At 41.2% G+C, this 18,640-nt stretch carries 20 protein-coding genes and 2 tRNA genes; 11 read left to right on the forward strand and 11 right to left on the reverse strand.

From position 1 onward, the window contains the following. Positions 1-175 precede the first annotated feature (175 nt). Positions 176-895: a DUF4369 domain-containing protein gene (locus FLJC2902T_RS14025; RefSeq protein ID WP_023580472.1), complete on the forward strand. Its 720-nt coding sequence runs from the start codon at positions 176-178 to the stop codon at positions 893-895. Between the two features lie 333 nt (positions 896-1,228). Beyond that, positions 1,229-3,502, forward strand: coding sequence for an arylsulfatase (locus tag FLJC2902T_RS14030; protein ID WP_023580473.1), 2,274 nt, complete (start codon positions 1,229-1,231; stop codon positions 3,500-3,502). Positions 3,503-3,564: 62 nt separating this feature from the next. On the opposite strand, the gene FLJC2902T_RS14035 is transcribed toward FLJC2902T_RS14030, so the two are convergent. From FLJC2902T_RS14035 to idi, 7 genes are all read right to left on the reverse strand, one after another. Continuing rightward, positions 3,565-3,638: transfer RNA gene (locus FLJC2902T_RS14035), tRNA-Thr, on the reverse strand. 60 nt (positions 3,639-3,698) lie between these two features. Next, a tRNA-Thr gene (locus FLJC2902T_RS14040) sits at positions 3,699-3,772 on the reverse strand. Between the two features lie 121 nt (positions 3,773-3,893). After that, positions 3,894-4,160, reverse strand: a complete 267-nt coding sequence (locus FLJC2902T_RS14045; RefSeq protein ID WP_023580474.1) for a hypothetical protein — start codon at positions 4,158-4,160, stop codon at positions 3,894-3,896. A gap of 55 nt (positions 4,161-4,215) precedes the next feature. Next, the gene (locus FLJC2902T_RS14050; protein ID WP_023580475.1) at positions 4,216-5,187 is read right to left on the reverse strand and encodes a type I phosphomannose isomerase catalytic subunit; all 972 of its coding nucleotides are present in this window, start codon (positions 5,185-5,187) and stop codon (positions 4,216-4,218) included. Beyond that, positions 5,188-5,646 carry a peroxiredoxin gene (locus FLJC2902T_RS14055; RefSeq protein ID WP_035678930.1) on the reverse strand — a complete coding sequence of 153 codons (459 nt, stop codon included), beginning with the start codon at positions 5,644-5,646 and terminating at the stop codon, positions 5,188-5,190. It lies immediately after the preceding gene. Beyond that, positions 5,646-6,056 (reverse strand): 6-pyruvoyl trahydropterin synthase family protein, encoded by a 411-nt coding sequence (locus tag FLJC2902T_RS14060; RefSeq protein ID WP_023580477.1) that lies wholly within the window; start codon positions 6,054-6,056, stop codon positions 5,646-5,648. The genes FLJC2902T_RS14055 and FLJC2902T_RS14060 overlap by 1 nt, the downstream gene beginning before the upstream one ends. Before the next feature lie 115 nt (positions 6,057-6,171). Next, complete coding sequence (gene idi, locus FLJC2902T_RS14065) at positions 6,172-6,699, reverse strand: isopentenyl-diphosphate Delta-isomerase (protein WP_023580478.1); 528 nt, start codon at positions 6,697-6,699, stop codon at positions 6,172-6,174. Positions 6,700-6,816: 117 nt separating this feature from the next. Here idi and FLJC2902T_RS14070 point away from each other — a divergent pair, with 117 nt between their 5' ends. After that, positions 6,817-7,185, forward strand: coding sequence for a VOC family protein (locus FLJC2902T_RS14070; protein WP_023580479.1), 369 nt, complete (start codon positions 6,817-6,819; stop codon positions 7,183-7,185). A gap of 20 nt (positions 7,186-7,205) precedes the next feature. Beyond that, positions 7,206-7,994, forward strand: coding sequence for a hypothetical protein (locus tag FLJC2902T_RS14075; protein ID WP_023580480.1), 789 nt, complete (start codon positions 7,206-7,208; stop codon positions 7,992-7,994). Positions 7,995-8,040: 46 nt separating this feature from the next. Here the strand turns inward: FLJC2902T_RS14075 and FLJC2902T_RS14080 are convergent, their stop codons facing one another. Then, entirely contained in the window at positions 8,041-9,600 is a 1,560-nt protein-coding gene (locus FLJC2902T_RS14080) for an NAD(P)/FAD-dependent oxidoreductase (protein ID WP_035678933.1), read from the reverse strand. A gap of 146 nt (positions 9,601-9,746) precedes the next feature. On the opposite strand from FLJC2902T_RS14080, the gene FLJC2902T_RS14085 reads away from it, so the two are divergent. Then, the gene (locus tag FLJC2902T_RS14085; RefSeq protein ID WP_023580482.1) at positions 9,747-9,986 is read left to right on the forward strand and encodes a hypothetical protein; all 240 of its coding nucleotides are present in this window, start codon (positions 9,747-9,749) and stop codon (positions 9,984-9,986) included. A gap of 54 nt (positions 9,987-10,040) precedes the next feature. Further along, positions 10,041-10,769, forward strand: coding sequence for a carbon-nitrogen hydrolase family protein (locus FLJC2902T_RS14090; protein WP_023580483.1), 729 nt, complete (start codon positions 10,041-10,043; stop codon positions 10,767-10,769). 203 nt (positions 10,770-10,972) lie between these two features. On the opposite strand, the gene recQ is transcribed toward FLJC2902T_RS14090, so the two are convergent. After that, positions 10,973-13,168 carry a DNA helicase RecQ gene (gene recQ, locus FLJC2902T_RS14095; RefSeq protein ID WP_023580484.1) on the reverse strand — a complete coding sequence of 732 codons (2,196 nt, stop codon included), beginning with the start codon at positions 13,166-13,168 and terminating at the stop codon, positions 10,973-10,975. Positions 13,169-13,254: 86 nt separating this feature from the next. On the opposite strand from recQ, the gene FLJC2902T_RS14100 reads away from it, so the two are divergent. The 5 genes from FLJC2902T_RS14100 (at position 13,255) to FLJC2902T_RS14120 (ending at position 16,503) form a co-directional block, all read left to right on the forward strand. Beyond that, positions 13,255-14,220, forward strand: coding sequence for a KpsF/GutQ family sugar-phosphate isomerase (locus FLJC2902T_RS14100; protein ID WP_023580485.1), 966 nt, complete (start codon positions 13,255-13,257; stop codon positions 14,218-14,220). Continuing rightward, positions 14,220-15,038, forward strand: coding sequence for a twin-arginine translocase subunit TatC (gene tatC, locus FLJC2902T_RS14105; protein ID WP_245594756.1), 819 nt, complete (start codon positions 14,220-14,222; stop codon positions 15,036-15,038). Before FLJC2902T_RS14100 ends, tatC begins: the two co-directional genes overlap by 1 nt. Positions 15,039-15,040: 2 nt before the next feature. Continuing rightward, entirely contained in the window at positions 15,041-15,388 is a 348-nt protein-coding gene (locus FLJC2902T_RS14110; RefSeq protein ID WP_023580487.1) for a carboxymuconolactone decarboxylase family protein, read from the forward strand. A 122-nt stretch (positions 15,389-15,510) separates the two neighbouring features. After that, positions 15,511-16,251 carry an LPS export ABC transporter ATP-binding protein gene (lptB, locus tag FLJC2902T_RS14115; protein ID WP_023580488.1) on the forward strand — a complete coding sequence of 247 codons (741 nt, stop codon included), beginning with the start codon at positions 15,511-15,513 and terminating at the stop codon, positions 16,249-16,251. Positions 16,252-16,275: 24 nt separating this feature from the next. Beyond that, positions 16,276-16,503, forward strand: coding sequence for a DUF5808 domain-containing protein (locus tag FLJC2902T_RS14120; protein WP_023580489.1), 228 nt, complete (start codon positions 16,276-16,278; stop codon positions 16,501-16,503). 231 nt (positions 16,504-16,734) lie between these two features. Here FLJC2902T_RS14120 and FLJC2902T_RS14125 read toward each other — a convergent pair whose 3' ends face one another. After that, positions 16,735-17,610 carry a glycoside hydrolase family 25 protein gene (locus FLJC2902T_RS14125; RefSeq protein WP_023580490.1) on the reverse strand — a complete coding sequence of 292 codons (876 nt, stop codon included), beginning with the start codon at positions 17,608-17,610 and terminating at the stop codon, positions 16,735-16,737. Between the two features lie 3 nt (positions 17,611-17,613). Beyond that, complete coding sequence (locus FLJC2902T_RS14130) at positions 17,614-18,357, reverse strand: CDP-alcohol phosphatidyltransferase family protein (protein WP_023580491.1); 744 nt, start codon at positions 18,355-18,357, stop codon at positions 17,614-17,616. Positions 18,358-18,640 lie beyond the last annotated feature (283 nt).

Here is an 18,640-nt window from a genome sequence, read left to right on the forward strand (position 1 = left end):
GACTTCGCGGATTTGCGCAGATTTAAAAACAAAAACTTGATTTTACCAAGCTATACTCAAAATTGAGGTTTCGAAATGTTACTAAAATACGAAATCAAAAAACTCATGCGTTTGCCCTGTCTTTTTAGGCGTTTCAATTAATTTTCTTTACTTTGCAGCCATTAAACGAAAAAGCATGAAAAAATTACTGATTGCGGCTTTTGCTCTTACAGCTTTAGTGGCCTGCGATAAAAAAGAAAGTGATAAAAACCTGCACCTTTCCGGAAAAGTGGAAGGGCTGAAACAGGGAAAATTATACGTTCAGCACATTGTTGACAGTGCTTTGGTAACCATGGACAGCATTGTTATAAAAGGAGATTCCAATTTCAAAAGCGAACTTCAGTTAAGTGAACCCGAGATGCTGTACCTTTCGTTAGACCGCGGTGTTTCTAAATCAATCGATAATATTTTACCGTTTTTTGCCGAGCCGGGAACCATGACTATTGAAACCACTTTAAAAGAGTTCTACGCGAAAGCCAAAGTAACCGGTTCTAAAAATAACGACCTGTACAACGATTTTAAAAAAATCCGCATGCGTTATAATGACGAACAAAACAAAACCTTCAGTCTTTCCTTATTGGCCAAAAAAGTGAATAACACACAAAAACTGGACAGTTTAAACCAACGTGCCGACAAATTAACCGCAAGAAGCTATCTGGACGCCATTAATTTTGCCGTAAACAACGGAAAACACGAGGTGGCGCCTTATATCACTTTAACCGAAATATACGACGCAAACATCAAATACCTCGACACCATCCATAAATCGATGTCTCCGGAAGTAGCCAAATCCAAATACGGAAAACAGCTTACCACTTTCATAACCGAAAGAAAGAAACTGGAACAACTTCTATAATAAAACAGCAAAAGCGACTTTAGAGTCGCTTTTTTTGTCTGTATCCTTAACCTGTTGGGTAACTAAAATCAAATGAAATAATCCACAACTTAGAAAAAAGGGGCTTTATATTCACTGACACACCTGCTTTTTTTTTTCAGTAACCGCATTTCAACACCCAACCAGAAACAAACACTAACAACTAATAATCAATCATTTACACTTAATCAACATTCGTTTTTATAAGAAAAATTACTAACTTTGATAAATTCATTTTTCAACTTAAAGCATGATGTTATGATTAATAAGAAACTAATATCAGTGTTACTTCTTGTATTTTCATGTACAATTAACATGATAGGACAACAACCCGATCGTACCACCCTTCCAATTCAGGAACCGATTCGCCAAAAATCGACAGAACTTGATGTTCGGAATGCTACGGCACCGCCCCGATTTGAAGTAAGAGCTCCTAAAGAAGCTCCCAATGTGGTTGTCATCTTAATTGATGATATGGGCTTTGGGGTATCCGAAACTTTTGGCGGTCCTGTCAAATCCCCCACAATGAACAAGCTTGCCGCTAACGGAATCAAGTACAATCGCTTTCACACTACCGCACTTTGCTCCCCCACAAGGGTAGCATTACTAACCGGATACAATCATCACAGTAACAATATGGGAAGTATAACAGAAGCAGCCACCACTTTCCCAGGAAATACAGGGATAAGACCTCAGAGTATCACACCAATGGCAGAGGTATTACGTCAAAATGGATATAATACAGCCGCGTTTGGCAAATACCACGAAACACCACCCTGGGAAATTTCAAATTCAGGTCCGCAGGACCGCTGGCCCACACGTTCAGGTTTCGAAAAATTTTACGGATTTATCGGTGGTGAAACAAACCAGTGGGCACCTTTGATTTATGACGGACTAACAATAGTGGAAACACCTGAAAATAAGGATTACCACTTCACTACCGACATGACCAATCAGGCAATTTCATGGGTTCGTTTTCAACAGGCTCTATCTCCTGACAAACCGTTTTTTATGTATTTTGCACCGGGAGCAACCCATGCGCCACACCACGTTCCAAAAGAATGGGCAGAGAAATACGAAGGAAAGTTTGATATGGGTTGGGACAAACTACGGGAACTGACTCTGGCACAACAAAAGAAAATGGGAATTGTTCCGAAAAACACCAAACTAGCACCTAAGCCTACGGACATAAAAGATTGGGATAAACTTTCAGCTGATGAGAAAAAATTATTCACAAGACAGATGGAAGTCTACGCGGGTTTTGCGGAACAAACCGATTACGAAGTTGGTAGACTCATTGCTGCCATCGAGGAATTAGGACTAAAAGACAATACGATAATCATATTTATAGCTGGGGATAACGGTGCGAGTGCCGAAGGACAAATGAATGGGATGTACTGCGAAATGACCTACTTTAACGCCATACCCGAAACCGTACCCGACATGCTGAAGCATTATAATGAATGGGGCTCCGAAAGCACTTATCCGCACTTTGCCGCAGGTTGGGCCATAACCATGAATACTCCCTTTTCGTATACCAAACAGGTGGCTTCTGATTTTGGAGGAACACGAAACGGAATGATTATCCAGTGGCCGGCAGGTATTAAAGCAAAAGGAGAAGTACGTTCGCAGTTTGGTCATGTTATCGACATTGCTCCAACGGTATTAGAAGCCGCAAAAATACCCGCACCGACTGAGGTAAACGGCATCAGACAAGATCCGATGGAAGGCACCAGTCTTATGTATTCATTTAACAATGCCGATGCAGCCGAAAGACACAAGACACAGTATTTTGAAATGTTTGGAAACCGGGGAATTTATCAGGACGGGTGGTTTGCCCGCACCATTCACAGACCGGCATGGCATCTGAAGCCGCTAAACACGCTCCAAACTGATAAATGGGAACTATACGACACCAAAGAAGACTTCAGTCTTGCCACTGATTTGGCAACAAAAAATCAGGACAGGCTAAAAGAAATGCAGAAACTGTTTATGAAGGAAGCGGAAACATACCATGTACTGCCGTTAGACGATCGCCTGCTCGAACGCACAAACGCAGAACTCATGGGAAGACCTACTGTTATGGGAAACAGAACTTCAGTAACTTACGGGGAAGGAATGAAAGGCATGGGTGTTGATGTCTTTATTGATCTGCGAAACAAATCCTATTCGATTACCGCTACAATTGAAGTCAAGGACAATGGGAATGGCGTGATTGTTTGTCAGGGCGGGCGATTTGGTGGATTATCTTTTTACATGAAAGAAGGAAAGCCGGCCTTTACATATAACTTCCTCGGGATGGAATCAACAAGCATCATAGCCAAACAGGCACTTAAAGCCGGAAAATACACCCTAGCTTACAACTTTAATTATGATGGGCCGGGAACGGGGAAAGGCGGAACTGGAACAATTACGGTTGACGGAAACACGGTTGCCGAAGGCAAACTTATTCGTACACAGCCAGGCTTATTTTCCGTTGATGATTTAGCCGATATAGGTACGGATGACGGAACACAGGTAACCGATTACGGAACTTCTTCCAGGTTTAACGGAAAAATTGACAAAGTGTTTATTGAACAGAAAAAATAAGAATCAGGAACAAACAAAACCTATGGAAAACAAAAAAGGTTTCCGTTTCCGGAAACCTTTTGAGCCGATAGAGGGACTCGAACCCACGACCTGCTGATTACAAATCAGCTGCTCTAGCCAGCTGAGCTACACCGGCAACTATAGTGTTGCTTTATTTCTTGATTAAAAAAACACGTCCAAAATGATGAAAAAATTGAGCCGATGGAGGGACTCGAACCCACGACCTGCTGATTACAAATCAGCTGCTCTAGCCAGCTGAGCTACACCGGCGTCTCAATTATTCACCAAACCTTATTATTTAAAGGCGTTCGTGTTTCATTTCGGGTGCAAATATAATGGAGTTTTTCAAACTTCCAAACACTTATCTACACTTTTTCAAGATTTTTTCAGACTACAATTTGTTAATTTTTTCAACCAACTGAGTTGCAATAACTTCCAAATCCTTATTCACTTGCTTGTAATGCGCTTTTTTGTTTTCCACATTCTTTTGGTTCACTTTCGTGATTAACCCGTCAAAAGTAGCGATAGCTTCATCAATCAATGCATCAGATTCAGCAGTTGGTTTTCCTGTTGTAGTCATCTCATAGATGTAAACCGCTTCAATAATATCTCCTAATACGAAGTTGATGTCTTTTTTTAAGTTTTTTACGCTTGCCATTTTATTTTATTTAAAATTTCGTTTGCAAAATTACAATTATTCTTTAGATAATGGGTTAAGAAATAAATATTTCTAACAAAGTCGCCTTTCCAACCAATTCAAAATCAGTAAGCGCAGCCGGAAGCAAAACCGTGTCTCCCATCGCAAAGGCGAATTCCGAACCTGAATCGGTTATGACAGTAAAACTCCCCTCAGTGCAAACCAAAACCGTAAAAGAAGTTCCGTTCTTGGCTAAATTCATTTTTCCGTCAAGCGGAATAATATTAGTCGTAAAATAAGAACAATCCACCACCGGATTACTGTTATTTATAGCCGTTTCATACTTTTTTTGCGAGGCAACCACATCATAGGTAATCGCATCCAGAGCCTGCTCAACATGCAATTCTCTGGTATTCCCGTGAGCATCGGTCCTGTCCCAATCATAAATACGATAGGTTATATCGGAAGTCTGCTGGATTTCCGCAATAAGGGTTCCGGCACCGATAGCATGTATGGTACCTGTTTCCAAAAAGAAAACATCGCCTTTCTTTACGGGAATGATATTCAGAATTGAGGGCAGCGATTTGTTCTTCAAATGATGCAAATACTCATCCGCAGATGCCTTCTCTTTAAAACCTACAATTATTTCCGCACCTGCATCAGCCTGCATCACATACCACATTTCGGTTTTCCCGAAAGAATCATGACGCTTTTTAGCCAATTCGTCATTGGGATGCAATTGGATTGACAAATCCTCTTTCGCATCCAAAAACTTGAACAGCAGCGGAAATTCGGCCCCGAATTGCCCATAAACTTTTGTTCCGAGAATTTCTGACGGATACTTCACAATCAGTTCATTTATTGTGGAGCCCGAAAAAACACCGTTAGCCACAACACTCACATCCCCGGGGACAGAAGACAATTCCCAGCTTTCCCCGGCAGTTTGGGATAGGATATTTTTATTTAAAAGAGAATGAAGTTTTGTTCCTCCCCAGATTCTGTCTTTTACAATCGGTTTAAAAACCAAAGGATACAAATCAACCTTCATTTACACTATTTTTTTCACCGTTTCCAGCACTTTCGGAAAATGGCTTTCGGCATTCCTACTGTCAAACACTAAACGAACCACACCTTCTTTATCGACTACATACGTAACCCTTCCCGGCAACAACCCAAAAAAATGGGTTGGCACTCCGAACAACTTCCTCAGGCTTTTATCTTCATCGGAAAGTAAGATAAACGGTAATTTATATTTTGTTACGAATTCTTCATGCGATTTTACGCTGTCTGCGCTGATACCGATGACTTCCGCCCCTATTTCGTTGAATTCCTCGTATTGGTCACGAAAAAAACACGCCTGTTGGGTACAACCCGGCGTATCATCTTTCGGATAAAAGTAAATCACCACTACTTTTTTATGCAAAACCGAAGCAATGGAAAAAACATCCCCCTTTTGGTCTTTTGCCTCAAATAAAGGCAGCTTATCGCCTACTTTAATCACATTCATTATTCACCGGAATAGGTTACAAAGTTACGTGGCGTTTCATACAAAACAACCTCAAGATCATTTCCGGGAGCAATCCGCTTTCTGATTTTATTCCAAATCACCACAACAATATTCTCTGCGGTAGGATTGAGTTCTTGAAATTCAGGCACATCAAGATTCAGGTTTTTATGATCGAATCGGGATTCCACTTCCTCATAAATAATATCAGCCAGCTCTTTAATATCCATAACATAACCCGTTTCCGGATTAATTTTTCCGGTTACACTCACAATCAGCTCATAATTATGGCCGTGAAAGTTCGGGTTGTTGCACTTCCCGAAAACATGTTCGTTTTGGGCGTCCGTCCAATCCTTGCGGTACAATCGGTGCGCGGCATTAAAATGTGCTTTTCTACTAACAGTTACTCTCATCTGATTGTTGGTTTAACCACTTAAGCTAATACTGACTCTTGTCTTGTCTCTTGTCTCTTGTCTCTTGTCTCTTGTCTCTTGTCTCTTGCCTCTTGCCTCTTGCCTCTTCTCCCTTTTAAATCGTATGATCCTCAAGGTAATGGTAAAACTCATCGAATATGATTTTGAACCAAACCGTATAAATGTCCGGATTCTGTTCCATATCCTTTTTAACCGCCTCAATCGACATCCATTTCCAGCTTTCCACTTCCTCTCCGTTGATTTGTGGCGCATCGTTATAGCGACCAATCATCACATGATCCAGTTCGTGTTCGGTCAGACCATTATCAAAAGGAGCTTTATAGATAAAGGAAAACAATTCTTTCAGTTCAGTAGTAAAACCCATTTCTTCATACAATCTTCGGATTCCGGCCTGAATATTTGACTCCCCTTCCCGTTGATGACTGCAACAGGTATTCGTCCACAACAACGGAGAATGGTACTTCTGATGCGCACGTTGCTGAAGCATAATCTCATTCTTATCATTCAGCACAAACACCGAAAACGCCCTGTGAAGCAATGCTTTCTCATGCGCTTCCATTTTCGGCATCAAACCAATCTGCTCGTCTTTTTCGTTGACTAATATTACCTTTTCTTCTGTCATACCTATTATTTGCCTGTCAAAAATACAAAAAAGAAATGGTTACCATAAATCAGTTTAAAATTAATGAATCTAATTCTTATATTTGGACTATTCTCGAACTAACCAAGCATTGAAACGATGGAAAAAAACTGGACCCACTGGTTTGAAATACCGGTAAGCAATTTTGAAAGAGCCAAAAAATTTTATGAAACCATTTTTGACACCCAAATTGAGGATGTGGAATTCGGTCCGGTTCGAATGGGCATTTTTCCGCATAAAGAAACCGGATGCTCCTTATGTTATAATGAAGAATTTTATCAGCCCGGAGCTAACGGTCCGGTAGTATATATGGACGCCAACCCTGATTTGCAACCTGTTTTAGACAAAATGGAAGCCGCGGGTGGAAAAATCATTGTTGGCAAAAAACAAATTTCTCCCGAATACGGCTATATGGCCGTTTTTATGGATAGCGAAGGCAATCGAATGGCTTTGCACTCAAACAATTAATCACAATAAATTCTTTAAAAATGAAATTCAAACTAACACTATTATCCCTTTTACTTTGCTTTATTGCCAATGCCCGATTTGAAAAAGCCTCTATCTTGTTCAATGACGGACATTCAGAGGGCGGTTTTGTTAAATCTTTTTTAGAAACCACAATAAAAATAAGCCTCTTCCAAAGCAACTCCAAAGAGCGAGACTTAAACCTTGATGATAAAACAATCAAATTCAAAACCTCCGAAGAAGGAGAAACCAGAACAATCTCCATTGATGACATCAACGAAGTGACCATTTTTAATGAAAGCGGAAGCACTACCACATTTAGAGCAATCTTCCTTAAAGACGTGAACTCCAAAGGAGAAATCACCGATTCCGGCTGCAAAGTATTTCTTCCTTATGTTAAAAGGGGTAAAATAAATATTTACGGAATAAGGTATACAGAAACCTCAACTTCCAACTTGGGCCCTAAATACGGCTCCGTTCGTTCTGAAGAGATTCGTTTCTACTATCAGAATGAAAACGAAAATTATGCCATCAATAACAACAGGGAGGATCTGACTATTATATTCAATATAAAAAATCGAATGATAAATCCTTTAAAAGATTTATTCAAAGACTGCCCAACGATTATGGAAAAATTAAACGCAGCGTCAGAAGGAGATCTGGGTTGGTTTAAAATGGACAAAGAAACAAAAGACAAACTCAAAGAGTTCAGAAAATTGGATCGAAAAGAAAGAGAAAAACTGGCTGTTTATCACTACCATAATTTTTACAATATGGAAAAAATGATAACAGAATACGAACAGTGCAAATAAACCTTTCAAAACAAGAACCTGGCAGACTCAAGTTTGTCAGGTTTTTTTATTTCAAAGATTCCACACATTTAATAGCACACTTCTCCCCATCAATAGCTGCGGAAATAATTCCTCCGGCATAACCTGCCCCTTCTCCGCAAGGATACAAACCTTTTATCTGAAGGTGTTCCAGCGTTTCATTGTCTCTTGGAATTCGAACCGGCGAGGAAGTTCGGCTTTCCGGCGCGTGTAAAATAGCCTCATTGGTGAGATACCCGCGCATCGATTTTCCGAACTGAGTAAAACCTTCTCGCATAATTTGCGTCAGAAACCCCGGAAACACCTGTCCAAGTTCCACCGAAGTCGTTCCGGGCACATAAGACGTTTTGGGAATATCCTTTGAAACTTTGCTTTGGGTAAAATCAATCATTCTTTGCGCCGGTACTTTCTGGGTTTCTCCCGCCAAATGCCAGGCTTTCTGTTCGATACTTTTCTGAAATTCCATTCCGGCTAAAGCTCCGAATTTGGCAAATGGTTTAAAATCTTCCAGTTTCAATTCTACGACAATTCCCGAATTGGCGGTAGCCTGATCCCTTTTGGAAGGCGACCAGCCATTGGTAACCACTTCACCCGGACTCGTGGCACAAGGCGCAATCACGCCACCCGGACACATACAGAACGAATACATACCACGACCGTTCACCTGTTTCACTATGGAATACGGTGCCGGTGGCAAAAATTCGCCCCTGAAATCACAGGAATACTGAATACTGTCGATCAAACTTTGCGGATGCTCGGCACGAACGCCCAAAGCAAAAGGTTTGGCTTCGATTAAAACTTTTTTCCGGTCCAGCAATTCAAAAATATCCCTTGCCGAATGTCCGGTGGCCAGAATTACTTTCTGTGCCGCAATAGTAGTTCCATTTTGGGTTACGATACCCTGCACCTCGTTATTTTTTATAAGAATATCGGTCACACGGGTTTCAAACAAAACCTGTCCGCCACATTCAATGATTTTCTCTCGGATATCCTGAATAATCTGTGGCAATTTATTGGTTCCGATATGCGGATGCGCATCCACCATAATATCCGGAGTAGCACCAAAAGCAACCAACAATGCTAAAATTCTATCAACATCCCCGCGCTTTTTTGAACGGGTATATAGTTTCCCGTCAGAATAGGTTCCCGCCCCGCCTTCTCCGAAACAATAATTGGAATCTTCATTAACGATATGATCCACATTAATCGCTTTCAGATCGCGACGACGACCGCGAACGTCTTTTCCTCTTTCAAGTACAATGGGTTTTAAACCTAATTCGATTAGTTGTAGCGCCGCGAATAATCCGGCAGGTCCTGCTCCCACTACAATCACTTCCTGGGCATTTGCTACATTTTTATAGTCCGGAAGCTCGATTCTACTATCAACAAACGCTTCACCCTGAAAAAAAACGTTTACTTTCAGGTTAATCTTAATCGCTTTCTGACGGGCGTCAATGGAGCGTTTAAGCACCGAAGCATGTTGTATTTCCGATGTTTTAACATGCAGCAACTTGGCCAGATGTTCGTTTAACAAAACAGCATTGGCAGCAACTTCAGGAGCAACCTGTATCAGTAATTCTTTGGGCATTCTTTGATGATTTGTGTATTCGGTTATTTGGTTGTTCGTTTGTAAACCAAGTACAAAAGTAGTAATTTGTTTTCGCATTGCGTAATCACATCATTTTCTGAATAACCTTAGTACCTTTGCCACACAAAACCTAAGCACCTTAAAAAATGCAACGTCAAATCAAACTGATATGGGATTTCCGCGGACCCGCCGCGGCAAAAACCGCCGAACATCACGAAATTCATTTAAAAGAATACATCGAAATCGAAAAACTTCCGATAACCGTTACAGGATTCCATATAATAAACGACATGTATGCCATCGCTTTTATTGTGGTTCCCGAAAACACTATGATTCAGATGCGGGATGCCCTGAAACCACATCGGGGGGAAATTTACCAACAATAGTGAATTACCGACTGGAAATAATTTAACCTGAAACAAATCAAACACAGGGCACAAATGAGGATCAGCATAGCACAAACCAAAGCCGTAAAAGGAAATATTGAAGCGAATTTAAAAGCTCATGTCGACTTTATCAAATCGGCAGTTAAAGAAAAAGTGCAATTGATTATGTTCCCGGAATTATCGTTAACTGGTTACGAACCTGAATTGGCCGACCAATTGGCAACCACTAAGGACGATAGCCGACTCGACGAACTGCAAAAACTGAGCAATAACGAAAACATTATTATTTGTGTCGGACTTCCAACCAAAAACAACAACAATCTCTTTATAAGTATGATCATTTTTCAGCCGAATAAGGATCGGATCACTTATTCAAAACAATACTTGTATCCGACGGAAAAAGGGATCTTCACCGCAGCACAAAATCCTTACGTAATTCATTTTGACGGTAACAACAGCATCGCGCCTGCAATCTGTTACGAATTATCAAACGTAGAACACCATGAAAATGCACAAAAAAACAAGGCAAATATTTACATGGCAAGCGTACTGAATTCGGTAGGTGGTATCAAGGAAGATATTGATAAACTTTCTGCAATTGCAGACAAGTATAAGATGACCGTTTTTATGTCAAACTATGTTGGAGAATCCGGTAATTATGAATGCGCCGGACAATCTTCAATTTGGAACAGCAGCGGAGAACTAATCGCCCAACTTGACAAAACAAACGAAGGCCAATTGATTTACGATACAGAAACCGGCGAAATAATTAAAAAACAATAAAAGGATTTTATCTTTAACCCATAAAAAATCCCCAACTGAAATTCAATTGGGGATTTTTTATTAAATCATAAATTATTTTCGGACGTCATACCTGCTTTCTGCATTTACTTTCCTGCCTTCTGCTTTCTGACAACTGATTACTGACTACTGACCACTGATTACTAACGACTAACCACTAACCACTAACCACTAACCACTAACCACTAATTCGCCACTTCACTGATAAACCTGATCCGCATCAGACGCAATTCTTCGGTATCATAATCACCTTCGAATTCGTCCAGCGCATCCTGAATCTTATCGGAATGCGATTCCATAAAATAATCGTGAATTTCTTCCTGCTGTTCGTCGTCCAAAATATCATCAATCCAGTACTTGATATTCAGCTTGGTACCAGAATAGACAATCTGTTCCATTTCTTTCAGCAGCGTATCCATATCCAATCCTTTTGCTTTGGCGATATCATCCAAAGGCAATTTTCTGTCGATATTCTGAATAATATATAATTTCAGCGCCGAGTTGGCTCCGGTGGATTTCACCACCAGATCGTCCGGACGCATAATGTCATTATCTTCCACGTAGCGGGCAATCAATTCGACAAACTCCTTGCCGTATTTTTTTGCTTTCCCCTCTCCGACACCGTGAACATTACTTAACTCATCGATGGAAATCGGGTATTTCAATGCCATATCTTCCAACGAAGGCTCCTGAAAAACCACAAACGGCGGTACGCCCAGCTTTTTGGCTACTTTTTTACGCAAATCAATCAGCATGGTCATCAGTGCCTCATCTGCAGTTCCTGTGGATTTTGCAGAAGTCACTATTGCTTCATCATCGGCTTCACTGTATTCGTGATCCTCAGACATCATAAAGGAATACGGCTTTTTAATGAAATCCAATCCTTTTTGTGTCAGTTTCAAAACCCCGTAGCTTTCGATATCCTTGGAAAGCAGTCCATCCACCAGCACCTGACGGATCAGCGCCATCCAGTATTTCTCTTCGTGGTCTTTCCCTTTTCCGAAGAATTTCTGGGCATCCGTTTTATGTGCCTTAATGGTCGCGTTTATTTTCCCGATGAGCGTAAAAATCACTTCTTTTGATTTGTACATTTCATTGGTATCCCGAACCGTTTGCAAAAGTGTCACCACCTGATCCTGAGCTTCCGCTTTTTTCTTCGGATTGCGTACATTATCATCCATATCGGCTCCTTCACCATTCACATCGTCAAACTCCTCTCCGAAATAGTGCAGCAGAAATTTACGGCGTGACATCGAAGTTTCAGCGTAAGCCACCACTTCCTGCAACAGTGCAAAACCGATTTCCTGTTCGGCTACCGGTTTTCCGGCCATGAATTTTTCAAGTTTTTCTATATCTTTATAGGAGTAGTATGCCAAGCAGTGTCCCTCACCTCCGTCACGACCCGCCCTTCCGGTTTCCTGATAATAACTTTCCAGTGATTTCGGGATGTCGTGGTGAATCACGAAACGGACATCCGGTTTGTCAATTCCCATACCGAATGCGATGGTTGCCACTACCACATCCACATCTTCCATAAGGAACATATCCTGATGTTTCGCACGGGTTTTAGCATCCAATCCCGCATGATAAGGAACAGCACTGATGCCGTTTACCTGTAGAACCTGAGCAATTTCCTCAACCTTCTTTCGGCTCAGACAGTAAATTACGCCTGATTTTCCCTTATGTTGTTTGATGAAACGGATGATATCCCCCTCAATATTTTTGGTTTTGGTACGTACTTCATAGAATAAATTCGGACGGTTGAACGATGCTTTGAACGTATTAGCGTCCGTCATGTCCAGATTTTTAAGAATATCTTCCTGAACTTTCGGGGTAGCCGTCGCGGTCAGTCCGATTACCGGAATATCCCCCAATTGTTTGATTATCGTTCTCAGGTTGCGGTATTCCGGGCGGAAATCATGCCCCCATTCCGAAATACAGTGTGCCTCATCGATAGCCACAAAAGAAATCGGAACACTTTGTAAAAACTCAATATATTCTTCTTTTGTTAACGATTCGGGGGCAACATACAGCAACTTGGTCAATCCGGAAGTAATATCTTTCTTCACCTGATTGACTTCGGTTTTGGTAAGCGAAGAGTTTAGAACGTGTGCAACGCCATACTCGGAAGACAAACTCCGGATAGCATCCACCTGGTTTTTCATCAAAGCGATCAGCGGAGATACGACTATAGCCGTTCCGTCCAGCACTAAAGCCGGCAATTGGTAACACAATGACTTACCTCCACCCGTGGGCATAATCACAAAAGAATTGTTGCCGGTAATGATACTTTTAACAACCCCTTCCTGTAAACCTTTGAATTGGTTAAAACCAAAATATTTTTTTAACTCTTTATGTAAGTCAATTTCGCTTGGCTTCATTATTTATTAATAGGTTTTTTACATAAATTTGCAGAGAATAAAGATACAAAATTCTTTAATATTCACAAATTAATAAAATTTCTATTTTGACAGTCAGGGAAACCATTTTAGCTACGGCCAAAAAAACGATACTATCGGAAAGCGAAAGCGTTGCCAACCTTGTAAATTTCATTGACAATGACTTTGCAAAATCGGTAGAGTTGATTTACAATTGCACAGGTCGCCTGATCGTGACCGGGATAGGAAAAAGCGCTATCATTGCCACGAAAATGGTAGCCACCTTTAATTCCACCGGAACCCCTTCGATGTTTTTGCATGCCGCCGAAGCCATTCACGGCGATTTAGGCATGGTACAGCCGGGCGATGTGATCATCTGCATTTCAAAAAGTGGCAACAGCCCGGAAATTAAGGTTTTGGTTCCGTTGTTAAAACGTTTTGGAAATACCCTTATCGGTATGACCGCCAATAAAAACTCTTTTTTAGGCAAGGAATCCGATTGCGTACTCAACGCACATGTGGACGCCGAATCCTGCCCCAATAATCTGGCTCCGACAAACAGCACCACCGCCCAATTGGTTTTGGGTGATGCACTGGCGGTTTGCCTGATGGAAATACGCAATTTCAGAAGTGAGGACTTCGCCAAATACCATCCGGGCGGCGCATTGGGCAAGAAATTATTGCTTCGTGTAGTCGATATGCTGGACCAAACCCACCGTCCTCAGGTAAGCCCGGAGGCCAACATCAGAACCGTAATCATGGAGATCTCCGAAAAACGCCTTGGTGTTACCGCAGTGGTGGAAGATAATCACGTGGTAGGCATCATCACCGACGGTGACATCCGAAGAATGCTTGAAAAAAGAGACAGCTTCGGCGATCTAACCGCCAAAGATATCATGACCAAAAGCCCGAAAACGGTACAGTTAACAGACATGGTCGTCGATGCTTTCAATACCATGGAAAACCACTCCATCACGCAAATGGTGGTTCTCGGCGACGGGGAATACAAAGGCGTACTTCACATTCATGACATTTTAAAAGAAGGAATTATATAATGGCAACAGATAAATCCGGAAAAGAAATGTCTTTTTTAGACCATCTGGAGGAATTCCGATGGTTGCTCGTCCGAAGTACCATTGCAATTTTAGCTGGCGCCTGCGTAGCGTATTACTTCAGTGATTTTATTTTTGACACTGTAATCTTCGGTCCGAAAGACGGCAATTTCGTCACCTATCGCTTCTTTTGCGATCTGGCTACCCAATATGATTTAGATAAAAGCTTCTGCATCCAGGAACTACCGTTCGAATTACAGAATCGAACGATGGAAGGACAGTTCTCCATGTTAATCTGGACCTCCATCACCGTAGGATTCATCATCGCCTTCCCTTTTGTTTTATGGGAATTATGGAAATTCGTCAGTCCCGCCCTTTATGATAAGGAGCGAAAAAACGTTAAGCTATTCATTTTCATTGCCTCCATGCTGTTCTTTTTGGGGGTGGCTTTCGGCTATTTCGTACTGACACCGCTCTCCATCAACTTTTTGGCGCATTTAACCATCAGCAACCATGTTAAGAATGCCATCGACGTGGATTCGTATATCGGATTGGTAAAAACCACTTCACTGGCCACCGGTTTGGTTTTTGAATTGCCGATTGTGATTTACTTCCTTTCCAAATTGGGAATCGTAACCCCAAAATTCTTAAGCGATTATCGAAAATACTCTTATGTGATTATCCTGATTATTGCGGCTATTGTAACACCTCCGGACGTGATCAGTCAATTGATCGTAACCATTCCGTTGGTGATTTTATACGAGATAAGCATTTTCATATCGCGTTTTGTAACCAAAAAAGAAGAACTTAAAACCACATAATTATGGCGGATATAGTTAAAGAATTCAACGACTACCGTTCGAAAATGAACGAAAAGTTACTTAACGACAATAATAAAATCGTTAAAAGGATTTTCAATCTGGACACCAATGCTTACATGGAAGGCGCTTTGGATGTAAAAACCAAAGAACTGCTGGGATTGGTTGCTTCTGCCGTTTTGCGTTGCGACGATTGCATCAAATACCACCTGGAGACCTCCTACAAAAACGGAATCACAAAAGAAGAAATGATGGAAGCCATGGGAATTGCCACTTTAGTAGGCGGAACCATTGTGATTCCGCACCTGAGAAGAGCTTACGAATTCTGGGAAGCATTGGAAAATCAGGAATAATTATTTGTTAATTAGTTGATGCAATAAGCCGTAATTCGTTTATTTGTACGTTAAAAACTTAGCCACTCAGTAACTTAGTTACTCAGTACCTTAGAACCTTAGAACCTCAGTACCTTTAAAAAATGAAATTAAGAGCCGAAAATATAGTTAAGACCTACAAAGGAAGAAGCGTCGTAAAAGGCGTTTCAGTAGAAGTGAATCGTGGAGAAATCGTAGGTTTGTTAGGACCGAACGGAGCTGGAAAAACCACTTCCTTCTACATGATTGTTGGTTTGGTAAAACCTAACGCCGGAAACATCTATCTGGACGAAACAAACATTACCGATTTCCCGATGTACAAACGTGCACAACACGGAATCGGATATTTGGCACAGGAAGCTTCTGTTTTCCGAAAACTGAGTATTGAGGACAACATTTTAAGTGTTTTACAACTCACCAACCTTTCCAAAGCCGAACAGGAAGCCAAGATGGAATCACTGATTGACGAATTCAGTTTACAACACATCCGCACCAACCGTGGCGACTTACTTTCCGGAGGAGAGCGCCGTCGTACTGAGATTGCCCGCTGTCTGGCTACCGATCCTAAATTCATCTTATTGGACGAACCTTTTGCCGGAGTAGATCCCGTGGCAGTGGAAGACATTCAGCGCATTGTAGCCCAATTGAAAAACAAAAACATCGGTATTTTAATTACCGACCACAACGTACAGGAAACCCTGGCCATTACTGATAAAACCTACCTGATGTTCGAAGGAGGCATCCTGAAAGCCGGAGTACCGGAAGAATTGGTGCAGGACGAAATGGTGCGACGAGTGTACTTAGGTCAGAATTTCGAGTTACGAAAAAAGAAACTGGAGTTTTAGTTTTAAGCCAAAAGGCAATAGTAAATGGCAAACCCAGACAAGGAAACACTGGAAAAATGGCACAAAGACCCCAACAATTGGAAATGGGGAATGTTCTATTACAATCCAAAAGACCCTCGCGGCATGGTTCCCAAAAAAATCGAATGGATGGGCTGGACGATTAATTTTGCTAACAGAAAAGCCGTGCTATTGTTTTTCGGATTCCTGCTTTTCTTCGCCTTTGTATTTTATCTGATTACCTCCAAAAAATAACCACTTTAAGTCGAAAGGACATCAAACAAACACCTGTTTCCGACTTCCACTATCTACTTTCCGCAACCTGCAACCTGTCTTCTACAATCTGTCTTCTGCAATCTGAACACTGTGACTGAAAACTGTGACTGAAAACTGTGACTGTGACTAAAAACTGAGACCGTGACTGTGACTGAAAACTGAGACTATGATTATGACTGAGACTACCTTATCCATCTGACTAACGACTCTCTACTTCACACAAATCTCCTTCAAATCCTCACTGTCCCCGTTAAACACATTCACATCCACCACTCCCTTTATACCGGGAATCTGAGCCTTTTCGGTAAACTGCCAGAACAGCCAGTCGTCCTGAATCCGTTCCACAAAAAAATTATAGTTGGCAATCCACAACGGATACCCTTTAAATTCTTTTTTCAGAAAATCGGTGTAATAACTTTGTCCGGAATAAATGATTGGTTTGACCTTATAGTGCTTTTCCACACGGTTTAACCAGCGGCGCAGTCCTGTTTTCAGACTGTCCATGGATTGATTTTTCGGCAGTTTTTCAATATCGAGTACCGGAGGCAGATCCCCTCTCTTAAGCTTTACGGTTCGGATGAAATTGTCGGCTTGGGTAATTGAATTTTCATTCGGGCGGTAATAATGGTAGGCGCCGCGCACAAAATAATGTTCCTTGGCAGCTTCCCAGTTTTCTTTGAAACGGGAATCGGTTTTGTTACTTCCGGCCGTAGCGCGGATAAAAACAAACGACAACAGAAAATCATCTTCAATCTTATCGATTTTCCCCCATTCGATTTCCGACTGGTATTCAGAAACATCAAAACCCACAAGTTTGGTATCGTGCCGGCTGAGCACTTCAAAAATACGGATATCCTCGACTTCGCGTTCCTCATCGGTAAGGGCGTTGACATTCTTATCGGTTTTAAAACCTAGATAATACAGTAACCCATTACGATAATTATACACCCCTCCCACTAATATCACCACAAAAAGAACCCCCAAAGTAAACAGCAGCAATCTCCCGAAAGGAGTCTTAACGGTTCTTGAAGAATTTGAGCGGGACGTTTTTCTGGGCGTATTTTTCTTTGCAGAAACGCGTCTCATAAATTAAGCCGTCTTGTTTAAAAAGGTATTGTTTACCACCGAAAGCAGTACATAAAAAAGAATGATTATCGGAATGGCCAGATACTGAAACGCAACCAGCAATATGGCACAAACAGCCAGAAACAATACCTGAAGTTTGTTTTTCTCCCAACTGAAATACTTCACTTTCAGTGAAAATAAAGGAATTTCGGCGTTTAAGAGATAGGCACTTAAAAAAGACAATCCCACAAGGAAGTACGGATTACTTAAAATATCGGAAAGCCATTCGTATTGATTGGCGAATAAGATCATCGGAATACTCATGATTAACAACGCGTTGGCCGGCGTTGGCAATCCTATAAACGAATCAGTCTGACGGGTATCGATGTTAAACTTGGCAAGACGATAACACGATGCAATGGTAATAATAAAACCAATGTAAGGCACCACACCCATGTAGTAGGTATCGGCAGTAAGCGTATACAGACCCTGACTTTCCTGAATGTCAGACAACATTTTGTACATCACCACGCCCGGAACCACTCCACTCGTTACCATATCGGCAAGGGAATCCAACTGTACCCCCAACGGACTTTGCGCATTAAAAATTCGGGCAAAAAAACCATCCCAAAAATCAAAAAAGATACCAAGACATACCAAAGAAAAAGCCTCATTGTAATTGCCGTTAAAAGCGTGTATCAAAGCCAATAGACCGGCAGTAAGATTTAAGAAAGTAATAAGATTTGGGATCTGTTTTTTAAATGACATACGTTTTCTTTTTAAACTGACACAAAGTTATACAATAAACCCGTTGTCTGTAATCCATTTTAATTTTTTTTCACCAAACACCAACCTGGTTTTAAGAATAGCCTCCGTTTCACTTTATGAAGTCAATCACATACAACGCAAAACCAAGAACGAGTCTGCCCATATTCTTCACAGCCCTTCATCCAGCCGTTTTTATTACTAACTCATAATTCACAACTCACAACTTCTTCTCCCTTATCCCTTCTATCTTCTATCTTCTATTTTCTATCTTCTATCTTCTATC

The sequence above is a fragment of the Flavobacterium limnosediminis JC2902 genome, from assembly GCF_000498535.1.
Taxonomy (GTDB): Bacteria; Bacteroidota; Bacteroidia; order Flavobacteriales; family Flavobacteriaceae; genus Flavobacterium; species Flavobacterium limnosediminis.